This is a genomic window from Neisseria shayeganii 871 (genome assembly GCF_000226875.1).
GTDB classification, from domain to species: Bacteria; Pseudomonadota; Gammaproteobacteria; order Burkholderiales; family Neisseriaceae; genus Eikenella; species Eikenella shayeganii.
This window is the reverse complement of record NZ_JH164926.1, coordinates 2,026,780-2,043,793: the sequence shown is the minus strand read 5'-3', so window position 1 is coordinate 2,043,793 and position 17,014 is coordinate 2,026,780. Positions and strand designations below refer to the sequence as shown.

13 protein-coding genes and 2 pseudogenes are annotated in these 17,014 nt (G+C 58.7%); 8 read left to right on the top strand and 7 right to left on the bottom strand.

Annotated features, from left to right (window positions below; genetic code table 11):
- Positions 1–523: 523 nt before the first annotated feature.
- The 3 genes and pseudogenes from HMPREF9371_RS09450 to HMPREF9371_RS13630 all read right to left on the bottom strand — a co-directional run bounded on the left by HMPREF9371_RS09450 (position 524) and on the right by HMPREF9371_RS13630 (position 2,923).
- A complete protein-coding gene (locus HMPREF9371_RS09450) occupies positions 524–1,336 on the bottom strand; it encodes a phosphatidylserine decarboxylase (RefSeq protein WP_009119863.1) in 813 nt (270 codons plus the stop codon).
- Between the two features lie 85 nt (positions 1,337–1,421).
- Positions 1,422–2,681 carry a M48 family metallopeptidase gene (locus HMPREF9371_RS09445; RefSeq protein WP_009119862.1) on the bottom strand — a complete coding sequence of 420 codons (1,260 nt, stop codon included), beginning with the start codon at positions 2,679–2,681 and terminating at the stop codon, positions 1,422–1,424.
- 30 nt (positions 2,682–2,711) lie between these two features.
- Positions 2,712–2,923 (bottom strand): annotated as a pseudogene (locus tag HMPREF9371_RS13630) (ATP-dependent exonuclease).
- Positions 2,924–2,980: 57 nt separating this feature from the next.
- Here HMPREF9371_RS13630 and HMPREF9371_RS09440 point away from each other — a divergent pair.
- From HMPREF9371_RS09440 to ileS, 4 genes are all read left to right on the top strand, one after another.
- Positions 2,981–3,727: a pseudouridine synthase gene (locus tag HMPREF9371_RS09440; protein ID WP_040661080.1), complete on the top strand. Its 747-nt coding sequence runs from the start codon at positions 2,981–2,983 to the stop codon at positions 3,725–3,727.
- A 325-nt stretch (positions 3,728–4,052) separates the two neighbouring features.
- Positions 4,053–5,288: a poly-beta-1,6-N-acetyl-D-glucosamine synthase gene (pgaC, locus tag HMPREF9371_RS09435; RefSeq protein ID WP_009119859.1), complete on the top strand. Its 1,236-nt coding sequence runs from the start codon at positions 4,053–4,055 to the stop codon at positions 5,286–5,288.
- 1 nt (position 5,289) lies between these two features.
- Positions 5,290–5,622, top strand: coding sequence for a hypothetical protein (locus HMPREF9371_RS09430; protein WP_009119858.1), 333 nt, complete (start codon positions 5,290–5,292; stop codon positions 5,620–5,622).
- Positions 5,623–5,799: 177 nt separating this feature from the next.
- Positions 5,800–8,583 carry an isoleucine--tRNA ligase gene (gene ileS / locus HMPREF9371_RS09425; RefSeq protein WP_040660460.1) on the top strand — a complete coding sequence of 928 codons (2,784 nt, stop codon included), beginning with the start codon at positions 5,800–5,802 and terminating at the stop codon, positions 8,581–8,583.
- 30 nt (positions 8,584–8,613) lie between these two features.
- On the opposite strand, the pseudogene HMPREF9371_RS14050 reads toward ileS, so the two are convergent.
- The 3 genes and pseudogenes from HMPREF9371_RS14050 to HMPREF9371_RS09415 form a co-directional block, all read right to left on the bottom strand.
- Positions 8,614–8,839 (bottom strand): annotated as a pseudogene (locus HMPREF9371_RS14050) (hypothetical protein).
- 145 nt (positions 8,840–8,984) lie between these two features.
- Positions 8,985–9,881, bottom strand: a complete 897-nt coding sequence (locus tag HMPREF9371_RS09420) for a DMT family transporter (RefSeq protein ID WP_009119856.1) — start codon at positions 9,879–9,881, stop codon at positions 8,985–8,987.
- A gap of 9 nt (positions 9,882–9,890) precedes the next feature.
- A complete protein-coding gene (locus HMPREF9371_RS09415) occupies positions 9,891–11,660 on the bottom strand; it encodes a M61 family metallopeptidase (protein ID WP_009119855.1) in 1,770 nt (589 codons plus the stop codon).
- Positions 11,661–12,000: 340 nt separating this feature from the next.
- On the opposite strand from HMPREF9371_RS09415, the gene ccoN reads away from it, so the two are divergent.
- The 4 genes from ccoN to ccoP are packed head-to-tail and all read left to right on the top strand — an operon-like array spanning position 12,001 to position 15,689.
- On the top strand, positions 12,001–13,440 hold the full coding sequence (gene ccoN, locus HMPREF9371_RS09410; RefSeq protein ID WP_009119853.1) for a cytochrome-c oxidase, cbb3-type subunit I: 1,440 nt from the start codon (positions 12,001–12,003) through the stop codon (positions 13,438–13,440).
- A 31-nt stretch (positions 13,441–13,471) separates the two neighbouring features.
- Positions 13,472–14,089, top strand: a complete 618-nt coding sequence (ccoO, locus tag HMPREF9371_RS09405) for a cytochrome-c oxidase, cbb3-type subunit II (RefSeq protein ID WP_009119852.1) — start codon at positions 13,472–13,474, stop codon at positions 14,087–14,089.
- A gap of 8 nt (positions 14,090–14,097) precedes the next feature.
- Positions 14,098–14,310 (top strand): hypothetical protein, encoded by a 213-nt coding sequence (locus HMPREF9371_RS09400; protein WP_009119851.1) that lies wholly within the window; start codon positions 14,098–14,100, stop codon positions 14,308–14,310.
- Positions 14,310–15,689 carry a cytochrome-c oxidase, cbb3-type subunit III gene (ccoP, locus tag HMPREF9371_RS09395; RefSeq protein ID WP_009119850.1) on the top strand — a complete coding sequence of 460 codons (1,380 nt, stop codon included), beginning with the start codon at positions 14,310–14,312 and terminating at the stop codon, positions 15,687–15,689. The genes HMPREF9371_RS09400 and ccoP overlap by 1 nt, the downstream gene beginning before the upstream one ends.
- A 67-nt stretch (positions 15,690–15,756) precedes the next feature.
- On the opposite strand, the gene hemB is transcribed toward ccoP, so the two are convergent.
- Complete coding sequence (gene hemB / locus HMPREF9371_RS09390) at positions 15,757–16,758, bottom strand: porphobilinogen synthase (protein WP_009119849.1); 1,002 nt, start codon at positions 16,756–16,758, stop codon at positions 15,757–15,759.
- Positions 16,759–17,014 lie beyond the last annotated feature (256 nt).

Below are 17,014 nucleotides of genomic sequence, written 5' to 3'. Positions count from 1 at the left end.
GCCTTCAAATGGCCTTGTGTGCTTACCTTAATTCAGACCCCAATAGGCCGACCGGGCGTAAGGGAAGGTACGCTGCAGGATACCGAAGCTTTGTTCCGCCAACTGGCGCACTTTCGCCGGACGGCGGTTGCGGCGGTTCTGTTCTCGGTTTAACGGCCGGCTCCGCGGTATGCATTTTGCATGGCCGCTTCCAGCCCCTGTCTTGCCAAATATGGCCGGTTTGCTTGGCTGTCACCGCCTTTGTCTGCATAGACGGTGCTACCTTCACCAGTTCTGCCGGCAAGGCGTCAGATGCCTGCTGTAGAGAGCATTGCCGGGGAGGTGTGCAATTCTCGATAGCCTGCGGCATCAGTAGAAGGAGTAGTGTCCTTAGCCCGGGTGGAGGCGGCTGTCTTGCTCCACCCAACGGGCATCGCCGTCTTGACTCGGTGTGGTTTGCTAGAAAAGTTGCCCATTGGAACGCCCCTAAATGGCCGGGCGGCAATTTAGGGGGTATGGGGATGTTTTGCAAAGGCTCAGCCGTTTATTCCTGCTTCATCACGGTTTCGGCAGCGGCTTGGGCGCGTTCGGCGGCGGCCAAAACGATTTGCTGTTCGTCTGTTTGCGCCGCTGTGGCTTCAGCAGGCATGGCTGCGGTGGTGGCAGCCGGGGCGGAGGCGGGTGCAGCGGGTGTTTCAGCCGCAGGGGCGGTTAAGGGCAGGCGGGCGAGGATGGTTTCGCTGGCCTTGACTTTGTCGCCGATGCTCACGGTGGCTTGGGCATCCAAGGGCAGATACACATCTACCCGCGAGCCGAAGCGGATGAAGCCGTAGCGTTCGCCGCGCACAATCGGTTCGCCGGCTTGCACATAGCACAGCACGCGGCGCGCCACCAGGCCGGCTACCTGAACAAAGGTGATGTCGCGGCCGCTGCGGGTGGTGGCCAGCACGGCGTTGCGTTCGTTTTCGGTGCTGGCTTTATCCAGCGCGGCGTTGAGGAATTTGCCGCGGAAGTATTCGACGCGGGTGACGGTGCCGTCCACCGGTGCGCGTTGGGAATGCACGTTGAACACGTTCATGAACACGCTGATTTTGAGGGCTTCGGTTTGGCGGAAGGGGTCGGTGGCGCGTTCGACCACCACGATGCGGCCGTCGGCCGGACAGAGCACGGCATCGGGGTCTTGCGGAATATCGCGGGCGGGGTCGCGGAAAAACTGCACGGCAAATAGGGTGAACAGCCAGAAGGGCAGCGACCACCAGCCGCAGCAGAAGCTGAGCAGGAGGCTGACAATCAGGCCGGCTATGATAAACGGCCAGCCTTCCAAGGCAATCACGGGGTGGGGGTAAAAACGGTTCACGGCTCGCTCCTCGGCGCTATGCGGAAATGAAGGGATTATACACAGGCTACTGCGCCGGTGTTGCCCCGGCGCTTGCTTGTGGGTTTCAGGTAGCCTGTTCGGGCAGCTGTTTGAGCGCGGCGAGGCGTTCGCGGGCGCCGGGGTGGCTGTCGTAGAAGCGCGAATACCAGGGGTCGCTCACCAGGCTGGCGGCATTGCTGCGGTAGAGTTTGACCAGAGCGGCAGCCAAATCGGCGGCCGAAGCGTGTTCAGCGGCGAAGCGGTCGGCCTCGAATTCGTTTTTGCGCGAGGCCAAGCCGGCCAGCGGGGCAAACGGGAAGGTAAACACGGGCAAAACCAGCAGCATCAGCAGCAGGGCCATGGCGTGGCTGGGGTGGGCCACGCCCAAGCCTTGGTAAAACGCGCTGTGGTGGATGACTTGGCCGAGTACAAACAGCACGGCCAAGGCCAGCAGGAAGGTGATGGCCATTTGCTTGGCGATGTGGCGGTGTTTGAAGTGGCCGAGCTCGTGCGCCAGCACCGCTTCCACTTCTTGCGGCAGTAGATTGCCCAACAGGGTGTCGAAAAAGACGATGCGTTTGTGGCGGCCCAGGCCGGTGAAATAGGCGTTGGCATGGCCGCTGCGCTTGCTGCCGTCCATCACGAATACGCCGTCGCTGCAGAAGCCGGTGCGCGAGAGCAGGTCTTCGATGCGTTGGCGCAGGGCGGCGTCGGGCAGCGGCTCGAAGCGGTTGAACAGCGGGGCGATCCATTTGGGAAATGCCCACAGCATCAGCAGCGAAAAGCCCAGCCACAGCAGCCACACCCACAGCCACCAGCCCTTGCCCATGGCGCCCATCAGATAAATCATGGCATACAGCAGGGGAATACCGATCAGGCCGCCGAGCAGCAGGCCTTTGAGTTGGTCGGCGGCAAAGGTGGCGGGCGTGGCGCGGTTGAAGCCGAAGGCGGCTTCGAGGCGGAAGGTGCGGTAGAGTGAGAAGGGCAGCGAGAGCAGGGCGTTGAGTAAAACGAAGGCGGCCACCAGATATACGCCTTGGGTGAGCGGGTGCTCGCTCCAGCCGGCCGTCCAGCGGGCCAGCAGGTTGAGGCCGCCGCCGAGGGTGAACAGCAGGAGCAGCAGGGTGTCGTATACAATCTGCCAGCGCGCCAGCCGCTGTTTGGCCAGTGCGTAATCGGCGGCGGTTTGGTGTTCTTCCAGTGTGACGGCGGTGGCGAAGTCGGCCGGCACGCGGTGGCGGTGGCGCAGCACCGCACGGCTCTGGCGCAGCGAGAGATAGAGCTGCAGCAGGGTGGTGGCGGCCACAAACAGAAGAAAAGTGAAATAAACGGCTTGGCTGCTCATTGGGCGGAACAGGAAGGAGAAAAACGGAGCCTATTGTAAGGAGGGTGGGCTAAAATACCAAGCCTGAGACCTTTGCAAAACCCCCAGATGTGGATGCAGTTCAAGGCGTAGCAGCGCAGCGAGTGTGAACGTCAGGAATCCCTGTGGGACAGACATATCATATAGATAGGCAAGCGAACGAGCAGTACCCATAGGGCATAAACGCACAACGCAGAAATGCGCCGCAGATGAGGGTTTTGCAAAGGTCTCAGCCTGTTTGTTTGGAGGGGCTGTTTGGTTTTCAGGTAGCCCGTATGTGTATGATTCCGATTTTGTACCAAGACGAGGCCTGTTTGGCCGTGTGCAAGCCGGCCGGCATGCTGATTCACCGCAGTGCGATCGACCGCCGCGAAACCGTGTTTCTGATGCAGACCCTGCGCGACCAAATCGGCGGCCATGTTTACCCCGTCCACCGTCTCGACCGGCCCACTTCCGGCGTGGTGCTGTTTGCCCGTGATCCCGAAGCCGCCCGCTTGCTGACACGGCAATTTGAAAACCGTGAAGTGGATAAGGAATATTGGGCGGTGGTGCGCGGCTGGCCGCCGGAGTGCGGCCGCATCGACCACCCCCTGAAAACTCTGGCGGATCCGCTGGCCGACCCCTTGGCCGATCCCGATAAAGCCGCGCAGCAGGCGATAAGCGACTATCGCACGCTGGCGCGCGCCGAACTGCCGTTTGCCAGCCATCCGCGTCATCCCACCTCGCGCTATGCCTGGCTGGCGGTGTCACCGCTCACCGGCCGCCAGCATCAGATCCGCCGCCATCTCAAGCACATCTTCCACCCGATTGTGGGCGACACCACCCACGGCGATTTGCGCCAAAACCACGCCGTCGCCGCTTTTTGCGGCAACCGCCGCCTGCTGCTGCACGCGCGTGCGCTCAGTTTTTGCAGCCCGCAGAAGCCAGGTTGCCGCATCACGGCACAGGCGGAGCCGGATACGGCTTGGCGGCAGGTGATGCGGGCATTCGGCTGGCCGGAAGTGCTGCATGCCGAACAGGCTACCTGAAACACGGTGGCGCTTTCAGGTAGCCTGTGGGCGGGGCCAAGGGTATCTGTGTGGCGCTTTTGCCATCTGTCACGGTAAAACCCGGCGGCCGCAGGGCAGCCGCCTTCATCTGCGGCGGGCGGCTGTGTTAAAATCCGCTCCCCCTTTTTTCCGCTCCGTCAGCATGATACCGGCGGAAAACAGGATGCTGCTTTTTCATCCCATAAAATAAAAACAATACCGGCGGCCTGAAACCCTAACAGCCGCTTCAAGCTTTGCCGGACACAATGGTGCTTTATGACCACACACACTGCTTACCTGTTTGCACTCCCGCAGGGAGGCGGCCATGCCTGAATGGATTAGCTGGCTGGCGCTGTTTGTTTTCCTCTATCCCGGTGCGATGGCCGTTTATTGGACGGTGTTCGGCACCTTCTACTATTTCTTCTGGGAGCGCGGCAGGCCCGAGCCGAAATTCCGCGCCAAAGACGCGCCCAAAGTCAGCGTCTTGGTGCCCTGCTACAACGAAGCGGCCAATCTGCGCAAATCCGTCCCGTTTTTGGTCACGCTGAACTACCCCAATTACGAGCTGGTGTTGATTAACGACGGCAGCCGCGACAACACGCGCCGTGTGATCAACGAGCTGGCGGCGCAGCATCCCCACAAAATCCGCGCCATCCACCAGCCCAACGGCGGCAAGGCCAGTGCGCTCAACAATGCCCTGCAGAAAATCGACAGCGAATATGTGGTCTGTATCGACGGCGACGCCGTGCTCGACCGCAAAGCGGTGGACTACATGATGCAGACTCTGCTGTCCGACCCGATGATCGGCGGCGTCACCGGCAACCCCCGTGTGCGCAACCGCAGCACCATTCTCGGCCAAATGCAGGTGGCCGAATTCAGCTCCATCATCGGCCTGATCAAGCGTGCGCAATGTATTCTGGGCACGGTGTTTACCGTTTCCGGCGTGATTTGCGGTTTCCGCCGCTCGGTGTTGCTGCAGGTGGGCGGTTGGAGCACCAATATGATCACCGAAGACATCGACATCAGCTGGAAGGTGCAGCTGGCGGGCTACAACATCGCTTACGAGCCGCGCGCCTTGTGCTGGGTGCTGATGCCCGAATCTTTCCGCGGCCTGTTCAAACAGCGCCTGCGCTGGGCGCAGGGCGGGGCGGAAGTAATCATGAAATACGCGCGTTATGTGTGGCGCTGGGACTACCGCCGCCTGTGGCCGCTGTATGCGGAATACATGGTCACGGCTTTTTGGGCCTACTCGCTGATTGCCATTTTGGTGGCCAAAATCGTGTTCTACGACACGCCGATGATTACCTGGAACAATGCCGATGATTTTCTGCCCGCACAAAGTGCGCTGTTGTTTTTGTTTTTCCTGGTGCAATTCATGTTGAGCGTGTGGATAGACAGCCGCTACGAAAAAGGCGTGGGCCGCTATTTTGTCAACAGCGTGTGGTATCCCTATGTGTTTTGGGCCATGAGCGTGGCCACTTTGGTGATGGGCATTCCCAAAGCCCTGCTGCGCGACCGCAAACGGCAGGCCACTTGGGTCAGCCCGGACAGGGGGGTGTGAGATGTTCCGCCGTAGCAAAATCAACCCGATGATCATCCAGCAGAAAATCGACCACCTGCCGCGCCGCCGGCGGGTGAAATACCTGCTGTTTACCCTGCTCACTTGGGGCATGTGGCTGCATGCCGCCTGGGTGTTTCTCGGCGAGAGCAATCCGCTGATGGAAAACTACCGCTTCGACTTCTGGTTTTGGGAAGATTTTCTGATGATTTCCGCCTATGTGCTGCTCGGCCAAATCTGCCTGCTCGGCATGTGGCTGCTGCTGGGCTGGAAAAAACCCGATCCCGAGCGTGAAAACGCCGCCATGCCGCCGCCGCCGCCCGAGTTGCCCGAATGAGGCACGCCAGGCCCCCTTTCAGGTAGCCTTTTTGGCCTAAGCCTTATAAAATAAACATCCTTTAACAAATGGTAACGCGAGTGTGCGTTGCCCCGAGGCTACCTGAAACCGGGTTTCAGGTAGCCTGAGAATTTCAGCGGCTCAATGACAGCCGCTGCCCAAACAAGAGAACCCGATATGACCGACTACAGCAAAACCGTCAATCTTTACGAATCGCCCTTTCCCATGCGCGGCAACCTCGCCAAGCGCGAGCCGGCGTGGGTGAAAGACTGGCAGGATCAAAAACGCTATCAGAAACTGCGCCAAAAAGCCCAAGGCCGCCCGAAATTCATCCTGCACGACGGCCCGCCCTATGCCAACGGCGACATCCACATCGGTCATGCCGTCAACAAAATCCTCAAAGACATCATCGTGCGCAGCAAAACACTGGCCGGCTTCGACGCCCCTTATGTGCCCGGTTGGGACTGCCACGGCCTGCCGATTGAAGTGATGGTGGAAAAGCTGTACGGCAAAGACATGCCCGACGGCAAATTCCGCGAGCTGTGCCGCGAATACGCCGCCGAGCAGATTGCCCGCCAGAAAAAAGACTTCATCCGCCTGGGCGTGCTGGGCGATTGGGACAAGCCCTATCTCACCATGAACTACCAAACCGAGGCCGACACCGTGCGCACCCTCGGCGAAATCTACCAAGCCGGCTACCTTTACCGCGGCGCCAAGCCCGTCCAATTCTGTTTGGATTGCGGCTCTTCGTTGGCCGAAGCCGAAGTGGAGTATAAGGACAAAATTTCCCATGCCATCGACGTGGCCTATCCCTTCCGCGACCCGGCCGCATTGGCGGCGGCTTTCGGCTTGAATGCCTTCGACGGCGAAGCCTACGCCGTGATCTGGACCACCACGCCGTGGACGCTGCCCGCCAGCCAGGCGATTGCCGCCGGTGCCGACATCGTCTACCAGCTCATCGACACGCCCAAAGGCAAACTGGTGCTGGCCAAAGACCTGGCCGAAGCCGCGCTGGCCCGCTACGGCTGTTCAGGTAGCCCTGTGTTGGCCGAAACCACCGGCAGCAAACTGGAAAACCTGCATCTGGCCCACCCCTTTCTCGAGCGCGACATCCTGATGCTCAACGGCGACCATGTCACCACCGACGCCGGTACCGGCCTCGTGCACAGCGCGCCCGCGCACGGTTTGGAAGACTATTTCGTCTGCCAGCAATACGGCATCGAGCTCTACAACCCGGTAAACGGCGAAGGCCGCTACATCGGCGAAGTGCCGCGCGTGGCCGGCCTGACCGTGTGGGCCGCCAATCCGGTGATCATCGACTGGCTGAAAGAAGCAAACCGCCTGTTGGCCGAAGACAAAATCGAGCACAGCTACGCCCACTGCTGGCGGCACAAAACCCCGCTGATCTACCGCGCCACCGGCCAATGGTTTGTCGGCATGGACAAAGCCGGCCACAACGGCGCCACCCTGCGCAACACCGCCCTCAAAGCGGTGGACGACACCGAATTCTTCCCCGCCTGGGGCCGCGCCCGTCTCCAGGCCATGATCGAAGGCCGCCCCGACTGGGTGGTGAGCCGCCAGCGCTATTGGGGCACGCCGATGACCTTCTTCGCTCACAAAGAAACCGGCGAGCTGCACCCCGATTCGGCCGAGCTGCTGGAAAAAGTGGCGCAACGCATCGAGCAAAAAGGCATTAACGCTTGGTTTGAATTGGATAAAGCCGAGCTGCTCAGCCCGGAAGACTGCGAACAGTACGACAAACTGAGCGACACCATGGACGTGTGGTTCGATTCCGGCAGCACCCATTTTTCCGTGTTGAAACAGCGCCAAGAACTGGCCTGGCCGGCCGACCTTTACTTGGAAGGCAGCGACCAGCACCGCGGCTGGTTCCAATCCTCCATGCTCACCGGCTGCGCCACTTTGGGCCGCGCCCCGTATAAACAGCTGCTGACCCACGGCTTCGTGGTGGACCAAAACGGCCGCAAAATGTCCAAATCGCTGGGCAATGTGGTGGCCCCGCAAGAGGTGTATAACGAATTCGGCGCCGACATCCTACGCCTGTGGACCGCCGCCACCGATTACAGCGGCGAGCTGGCCATTTCCAAAGAAATCCTCAAGCGTGTCACCGAAAGCTACCGCCGCATCCGCAACACGCTCAGCTTCCTGTTTGCCAACCTGAAAGATTTCAGCCCGATCGACGACGCGGTGCCGCAGGCCGATATGGTGGAAATCGACCGCTACGCCCTGGTGCTGGCGCGCCAGCTGCAGGAGAAAGTGGCCGGCGAATATTATCCGCGTTACGCCTTCCACTTCGCAGTGCAAGAAATCGTCAATTTCTGTTCCGAAGACCTCGGCGCGTTCTATCTGGACATTCTGAAAGACCGCCTCTACACCACCCAAACCGACGGTCACGCCCGCCGCAGCGCCCAAACCGCGCTCTACCACATTACACGCAGCCTGGTGTTGTTGATGTCGCCGATTTTGTGTTTCACCGCCGAAGAAGCGTGGGACATTATCGGCGGCGGCGAGGAAGACAGCGTGCTGTTCCACACTTGGCACAACTTCCCCACCATGCCGGCGGCCAGCGAAGCCGAACTGCTGAAAAAATGGAGTGCCGTGCGCCAGGCGCGCGCCGCCGTGACCGCCGCCATCGAGCCTTTGCGCGCCGACAAATCGGTGGGTTCGTCCCTGCAGGCCGAAGTGGCGCTGACCGCTCCGGCCGAAGCCTACGGCTACCTGAAAGCCTTGGGCGACGAATTGCGCTTCGCCCTGCTGGTGTCGAAAGTCGGCCTGCAAGAAGGTGAAGAATGGGCGGCGGCGGTGCAGCCCAGCCAAGCGCCCAAGTGCGAACGCTGCTGGCACTACACCGAAGCAGTCGGCGTCCGTGCCGACCACCCCACCATCTGCGGCCGCTGCGCCGACAACATCGAGGGGCAGGGCGAACAGCGGGATTATGTGTAATCCCTTGCCGTTTCCACTGCGGCCAACAGGCTACCTGAAAGGTTTCAGGTAGCCTGTTTTTATGGGCGTTTGGCCGGATTTTGGGGTCTGACAAAGTACTGGTCGAGACCTTTGCAAAACCTCCAGATGTGGATGCAGTTCAAGGCGTAGCAGCGCAGCGAACGCAGACATATCACACGATAGGCAAGTGAGCGAGCAGTACCCATAGGGCATAAACGCACAACGCAGAAATGCGCCGCAGATGGGGGTTTTGCAAAGGTCTCTGGCCGCATATTGTCGGATAGGCGCATTCGGCTGTTGCGAGTTGTGCGCGGCGGTGGGCAACTGAACTGTAGGGCGGGCATCCTAGCCTGCCGCTGCCCTCCGCAGGCTACCTGAAAGTAGATTGACTGCAAGGCATTTCAAGGTTTGCCTTCGGCGTTGCGGCTGCTGAGCAGAATGCCGCCGAAAATGGCGGCCATGCCAAACCAGTGGTAGGCGTGCAGCTGCTCGTCGAGCAGCAGAAAGGCCAAGAGGGTGCCGAAAACCGGCATCAGGTGGATGCTCAGCCCGGCACGCACCGCGCCGAAACGGGCAATGGCGGCGGTGTAGCACAGATAGGCGACCACGGAAGGGAAAATGCCCACATAGGCCAAGCCGAGCAGGGCGGCGGGCTGCCAGTTGACCGTTGCGCCGGAGACGGTTTCCCACAGGAAGAAAGGCAGCAGGGCGAAGAGGCCGATGAGGATTTGCACCGCGGTGAGGCCGGTTCGGTGGATGTCGGCCGGCAAGCGTTTCATCCATAGGGTGTACACCGCCCAGCACACGGTGGCGGCAAACACCCACACGTCGCCGACGGCAAAGCGCAGGGCGAGCAGGTTGTGCCAGCTGCCGCGCAGGATGATGACGGCCACGCCCGCCAATGACAACACCAGGCCAAGGCTTTGCCAGCGGTTGAGGCCTTGGCGGTAAAACACGGCGCCCAGCAGCATGATGAGCACGGGAATGCAGGAATTGAGCAGTAGGGCGTTGGTGCTGGTGGTGGTGTGCAGGCCGATGTAAACAAAGGTGTTGAAGGCGGCGATGCCCGCGAGCGCGGTGCCGATGATCAGGCGGTAATGCTGCCGGTAGCGCAGGCGGTCGCGCCGCATCAGCGCCCAGGCAAACGGCAGCAGGATCAAGAGGGAAATCACCCAGCGGCCGAAGGCCAGCGTGAGCGGCGGAATGTCGTCGCGGATGGCGCGGGCGACAATCATATTGCCCGCCCACAGCAGGGGCGGGGTGATGAAAACGGGTAGCTGGGCGAGCAGTTTGTTCATGGCGGCGGATCAGGCTGCCTGAACAGAATCGGGCATCTGCAGCCAGCGGGCCAGCGCGTCGGCATCGGATACCGACAGCCAGGCGGTGTCGGCTTGGGCGGCCTGCACGTCAATCTCGGTTTGCCGCAGCACGCCGTGGCGGAAGTAGTGTGCGCTGATGCGGCTGCCCACCGGTTGTTGTGCCCACAGTGCGGCAAAGTCGGCGGCAGCATAGCCGTTGAGAGCGATCAGTCGGTCGCCGGCGGCCAGGCCGGCCTGTTCGGCGCTGCCGTGGCTGAAAACATGGCTGAGCGTGATGTCGGCGGCGTTTTGTTTGAAGCGGGCGCCGAAGTCGGGAACGGCTGCGGCCGGCGGCGGGGTGCTGCCCGTGCCGCCGCCGTGGCTGCGGGGCAGAGGCAGCCAGTTCAGACGGATGCCGCCGTATGCCAGGCTGTCGGCCAGAGGCAGCTCGGCGGTGCTGCGGACGGCGTGGTCGAAAAAGTCTTGCAGGTCTAAGCCGGTGAGGCTTTGGGCGAAGCTTTCCCAGCGGCCTTCGGGCAAGGGGGTGCGGTGGTCGAGCCAGTCTTGGTAGAGCGCCTGCATGATGCTGTCGAGGCTGTGTCGGCCTTGGCTGCGCTGCCGCACGGTGAGGTCGAGGCAGAGGGCGGCGAGGGCACCTTTCTGGTAGTAGCTGACGATGGCGTTGGGGCTGTTTTCGTTGGGTTTGTAGTATTTGTCCCAAGCGGTGAAACTGGATTGGGCCAGGCTTTGCAGGCGGCGGCCGTGGCCTTGTTGTACGCGGGTGAGGTTTTGCGCCAGCAGTTTCAGGTAGCCTGCCGGGCTGAGCACGCTGCTGCGTACGAGGAATAAATCGTCGTAATAAGAGGTGATGCCTTCAAACGCCCACAGCTGTTCGGTATAGGCTTCGCGGTCGAGTTCGGATTCGGCAAAGGCGGCCGGCTGGATGGATTTGACGTTCCAGGCGTGGAAGTATTCGTGCGAAATCAGGCCGAGCAATTGGGTGTAACCGTCGTCGGGTTCGCCAAGGCCGTGTGCAGGCAAGCAGCGGCGGTCGGCCAAGAGGGCGGTGGCGCTGCCGTGTTCGAGGCCGCCGTATAGCTTGTCGCCCACGTGCAGTAAAAAGGTGTAGTCGGCAAACGGGGCGGGAGCAGGGAAAAAGTCGAGCTGGGTTTCGCAAATGGCGAGGGTGTCACGGAGCAGGCGGTCGCGGTCGAAGTCGGCATAACGGCCGCTGAGCACGATGCGGTGTGGCAGGCCGCGGGCGGTGAATTCGAGTATTTCCAAACAGCCGGCTTCTACTGGGTGGTCGATGAGTTGGCGGTAGTTAGGCGCGTGGTAGCTGCCGTCGTCCAGGCGGGGCAGGGAAGTGGCGGTTTGCCATTCGGCGGGGAAGTCTAATCTTACCCGATGGGTTTGTTGCTCGCTGCCGTGCAGGCGCAGAAACAGGGCGGCGCCGTCGAAGAAGCCGCGTTCGCTGTCGAGATAGCAGCCGCGCACGGAAAGGTCGAAGGCGTAGATGTGGTAAACCAGTTGCCATTCGCCGTGGCAATTGGCGGCGGCCTGCCAAGTGTGTTTGTCGAGCTGTTGCAGGGGAACGGTTTGCCCGTTGCAACTGGCAGAGAGATCGGTGAGATGGCGGGCGAATTCGCGGATCATATAGCTGCCGGGCACCCAATTGGGCAGGCTGAGCTTCGGTGCTTGATTGCCTTGGTGGGAGAAGGTGAGCTCGACGCGGAAAAGGTGGCGCAGGGGCAGGGCGGAAATACGGTAGTGCGGCATGTTTCAGGTAGCCTCGTGTAAAGAGTTGTTTACAATTTTGGGGCGGCTTGATGTTTGTCAAGGCGGCGGGGAGGGGAAAAGGATATTCTTGCCGGGTTCGCCGGCCTGCCGGGCGCGGCACAAAGTAAAAAACAGGGCGTAAACTGCGTTTTTGTGGTTAAGGCCCGTATTTTGCTTTAAAATGGCACGGTTAAAACACCCGCAGTTTGTGTTAAGACTATGTTTAACGGCGGCTGCGGTGTTTCAATTTTTAAGATAAATCGGACGCATGGGTGCGGAAATTTGGCCGATGCAAACCGATATTGATGTTATATAAAGCCATTTTTAATGGAGATTTCTCATGGAAACGCAAACTTATAACTACAAAGTGGTGCGCCAGTTCGCCATCATGACTGTGGTTTGGGGGATTGTGGGCATGCTGGTCGGCGTGATTATCGCCGCGCAGCTTTATTGGCCGCAACTCAACTTGACCGATGTAGGTCCGTGGTTCCACTTCGGCCGCCTGCGTCCTCTGCATACCAATGCGGTGATCTTCGCATTCGGCGGTTGCGGCCTGTTCGCCACTTCTTATTATGTGGTGCAGCGTACTTGTAATGTGCGCCTGTTCAGCGACAAGCTGGCGGCGTTTACATTCTGGGGCTGGCAGGCAGTGATTGTGCTGGCCGCCATTACCCTGCCGCTGGGCTACACCCAAGGTAAGGAATATGCCGAATTGGCTTGGCCCATCGATATTCTGATTACCTTGGTGTGGGTGGCTTATGCGGTTGTGTTCTTCGGCACCATCGCCAAGCGCAAAGTGAAACATATCTATGTGGCCAACTGGTTCTACGGTGCCTTCATTTTGGCTGTGGCCTTGCTGCACGTGGTCAACAGCTTGGCTGTGCCGACCGGCCTGTTCAGCATGACTTCTTACCCGGTGTATTCCGGCGCCATCGACGCCATGGTGCAGTGGTGGTACGGCCACAATGCGGTGGGCTTCTTCCTGACCGCTGCTTTCTTGGGCATGATGTATTACTTCGTGCCCAAACAAGCGGGCCGCCCGGTTTATTCCTACCGTTTGTCCGTTGTGCACTTCTGGGCTTTGATTTTCACCTATATGTGGGCCGGCCCGCACCATTTGCACTACACCGCCCTGCCTGACTGGACCCAGTCTCTGGGCATGGTGTTGTCGCTGATTCTGTTTGCGCCCTCTTGGGGCGGCATGATCAACGGCATCATGACGCTGTCCGGCGCGTGGCACAAACTGCGCACCGATCCGATTCTGAAGTTCTTGGTGGTGTCCCTGTCCTTCTACGGTATGTCTACTTTCGAAGGCCCGATGATGTCGATCAAAACGGTGAACGCTTTGAGCCACTACACCGACTGGACGGTCGGCCACGTGCACTCCGGCGCTTTGGGCTGGGTGGGCTTCGTCACCATCGGTTCTATCTACTATCTGGTTCCCCGCCTGTTCGGCCGCAAAGAAATGTACAGCACCAAGCTGATTGAAGTGCATTTCTGGATCGGCACCATCGGCATCGTGCTCTACATCGCTTCGATGTGGATTGCCGGTGTGATGCAGGGCCTGATGTGGGGCAACCTGAACTTGGATGGCACGCTGACTTATTCTTTCGTTGAGTCTGTGAAGGAAAGCATGAAGTTCTACCTGATCCGCTTTGTCGGTGGTGCGCTGTATCTGTCCGGCATGGTGCTGATGGCCTACAACGTGTACCGCACGATTACCGCCGGCAAGCCTGTTAATGCCGAAATCCCGGTTTTGACCCAAAACCAGCATCACTAATACCAACAGATAGAAAGCACAGGCTACCAAAATGAAATTACAACAACTTGTTGAAGAAAAAGTCGGTTACCTGATCGTGTTTACCTTCTTGGTAATCAGCGTGGGTCTGCTTGTTGAAGTGGTTCCCCTGTTTTACACCAAATCGGTAACCGAACCTGCTCCGGGCGTGAAGCCTTACACCGCCCTGCAAGTGGCCGGCCGCGATGTGTACATCCGCGAAGGCTGCTACAACTGCCATTCGCAAATGATCCGTCCGTTCCGTGCGGAAACCGAGCGTTACGGCCACTATTCAGTAGGCGGTGAGTCGGTTTACGACCATCCCTTCCAATGGGGCTCCAAGCGTACCGGTCCGGATTTGGCCCGTGTGGGCGGCCGCTATTCCGACGAATGGCACCGTTTGCACCTGCTGAATCCGCGTGACGTGGTGCCGGAGTCCAATATGCCTGCCTTCCCGTGGCTGGCGCGCAATCGCGTAGACGGTGAAACCGTGGCCCAACACATGCGCACCCTGCGCACCGTGGGCGTGCCCTACACAGACGAGCAGATTGCCGCCGCCGCCGGCGAAGTGGAAGGCAAGTCTGAGCTGGATGCCGTCATCGCCTACCTGCAAGGCTTGGGCTTGGCACTGAAAAACAACGAAGTGAAATAAGGCGGGTTATGGCTATCCTGACTTTGGCTGTGAATCAGATCATCTACATCGTGGTCACTTTGATTATTGCGTTGATGTTTGCTTTGGTGTTGTGGATTACTCTCAACCGTAAAGCCAAGCCGCATTATGAAAACGAAGGCCAGCGCATCATTGACGATGAAGATACGCCTGGCGATGATTCCGGCCTTTCAGGTAGCCGCAACCGGCACGGAGCAGAATAATGGAAACATCTCAATTTACCAGCAGTTTCTGGCACTACTATATTTGTGCCATTGTCATCCTCAGCTTCATCGGTCTGTTTTGGCTGCTGTTTTCACAAAACAAAGTGAAAGCGCCGCCGAAGGGCGAGGATGTCAAAACCATGGGCCATGAATGGGACGGCATTGAAGAGTACAATAACCCGCTGCCGCGTTGGTGGTTCTTTCTCTTCATTCTTACCGTTTTGTTCAGTATCGGCTATCTGATTGTGTATCCCGGTATGGGCGACTTCAAAGGCGTGGGCTTCGGCGGCCAGGCTTGGACCAGCCAAAGCCAATACGAATCAGAAGTCAAAGCGGCCAACGAAAAATTCGCTCCGGTTTATGCCAAATTTGCCAATATGCCGGTGGAAGAAGTGGCCAAAGACGCAGATGCCCAACGTATCGGCAAACACCTCTTTGATACCTACTGTATCCAATGTCACGGTTCCGATGCCAAAGGCCAGCGCGGCTTCCCCGATTTGACCGACCACGATTGGCTGTGGGGCGGCTCTCCCGATCAAATCAAAGAGAGTATTGCCAAAGGCCGTGTCGGCATCATGGCTGCTTGGGGTCCGCAATTGGGCGAAGAGGGCGTGAAAAATGCCGCTCACTACGTGTTGTCTTTGTCCAATCCCGGTAATCCCAACTTGGATCCTGGCCGCGTGAAACGTGGTGAAGCCGTCTTCCACGGTCCGCCCGCCAACTGTTTTGTCTGCCACGGCGACAAAGGCCAAGGCGTGCTGGGTGCCGGCCCCAACCTGAGCGACGATGTTTGGTTGTGGGGTAACAGCGAAAAAGCCATCATGGAAACCATCACCAACGGCCGTCATAACCAAATGCCGGCATGGGAAGGCTTCTTGAATGACGACAAAGTGCACATCCTGACGGCTTACGTGTGGGGCAAATCCAATAACGGCCAAGCTGCCGCTGCGGCAGATGCCAAACCGTCTTCCGCTCCTGCCGCTTCCGAAGCCGCTGCTTCTCAAGCTGCTCCTGCCGCAGCCTCACAAGCGCAACCGGCTGCGGATGAAGCCCAAGTGTCGTTTGACAAAGGCATGGCTGTTTTCTACTTCGCCACCGGTAAAAGCGAAGTTGCCGCCAATGCTGCTCAAGTTGCCGCCGAATTGGTGGAAGCCGGTAAGGCCGGTAAAAAACTGGTCATCAGCGGCTATACCGACAGCACCGGCAATGCAGCCTTGAATGCAGAGTTGTCCAAGCAGCGCGCCCAAGTTGTGAAGGCATTTTTAGAGGCGCAAGGCGTGGATCCCAAAAACATTGAGCTGCGTAAACCCGAAGACACCACAGCCGCCCAAGGTAACAATGCCGAAGGCCGTCGTGTTGAGGTGAGCATCGAAGGATAAATTCTTTCCAGCCGAAATAAAGGCTACCTGAAAAGCTTTTCAGGTAGCCTTTTCCGTTACATTCTGCTCAGCGTTTCAGTTGCCGCGCCGCTTCCAAAGCGAAATAGGTCAGGATGCCGTCTGCGCCCGCCCGCTTGAAGGCAAGCAAACTTTCTAAAATAACCTTATTGCCGTCCAGCCAGCCGTTCTGAATGGCGGCCTGCAACATGGCATATTCGCCGGATACTTGGTAGGCATAAGTCGGCACGCCGAATTCATCTTTCACGCGGCGGATGATATCGAGGTAGGGCATCCCTGGCTTGATCATCACCATATCGGCTCCTTCCTGCAAATCCAAAGCGATTTCATGCAAGGCTTCGTTGCTGTTGGCCGGATCCATCTGGTAGGTCTGCTTATCGGCCTTGCCCAAATTGCCCGAACTGCCGACCGCATCACGGAAAGGCCCGTAGAAAGCGGAAGCGTATTTGGCGGAATAGGCCATGATACGGGTGTGGCGATGTCCGGCCTCCTCCAGTGCATCGCGGATGGCACCGATGCGGCCGTCCATCATATCCGAAGGTGCCACCACCTGGGCGCCGGCTTCTGCATGACAAAGCGCCTGTTTGATCAAGACTTCGATGGTTTCATCGTTTAAAACATAGCCCTGTTCGTCAATCAAGCCGTCTTGTCCGTGGCTGGTATAAGGATCCAAAGCAATATCGGTCATCACACCCAGTTCAGGAAAGCGCTCGCGCAAAGCGCGTACCGTGCGCGGAATGATGCCTTCGGGATTAAAAGCCTCGCTGGCTTGTAAATCCTTGCGGCCAACCGATGCTGGAAAAAGTGCCAACATCGGAATTTCCAATTTGCAGGCTTCTTCAGCCTGGCGCAGTAAATTATTCAAAGTTTGCCGTTCGATACCGGGCATAGAAGGCACGGCTTCATTATGCGTACCTTGTTCCAAGACAAAAACCGGATAAATCAAATCATTGGTGCTCAATAAGTGCTCACGCATCAAGCGACGGGAAAATTCGTCTTTGCGCATACGGCGCAAGCGGGTGGTGGGCACGGTTCGGAAAGGTGTATTCATGGCAAGTTCCACACTAAATTGAATCTATGTCGTCAATATAACAATGCGGGCCGGATAAGTATAGATTGCTCAGATGAGATAAGCTAACGTGGCTCAGGCTACCTGAAACTTTTCAGGCAGCCTGTTTTGAGCTTAATTGTGAGATTGTTTTTGGGATTGGGTACGGGCTGGTTATTTTGTCTGACAAAATTTCCTTGAGATTCATGGTGGTGTTGGGTTGAGTTGGATTTTTTTGTCATTTGCGGTTGACCGGATT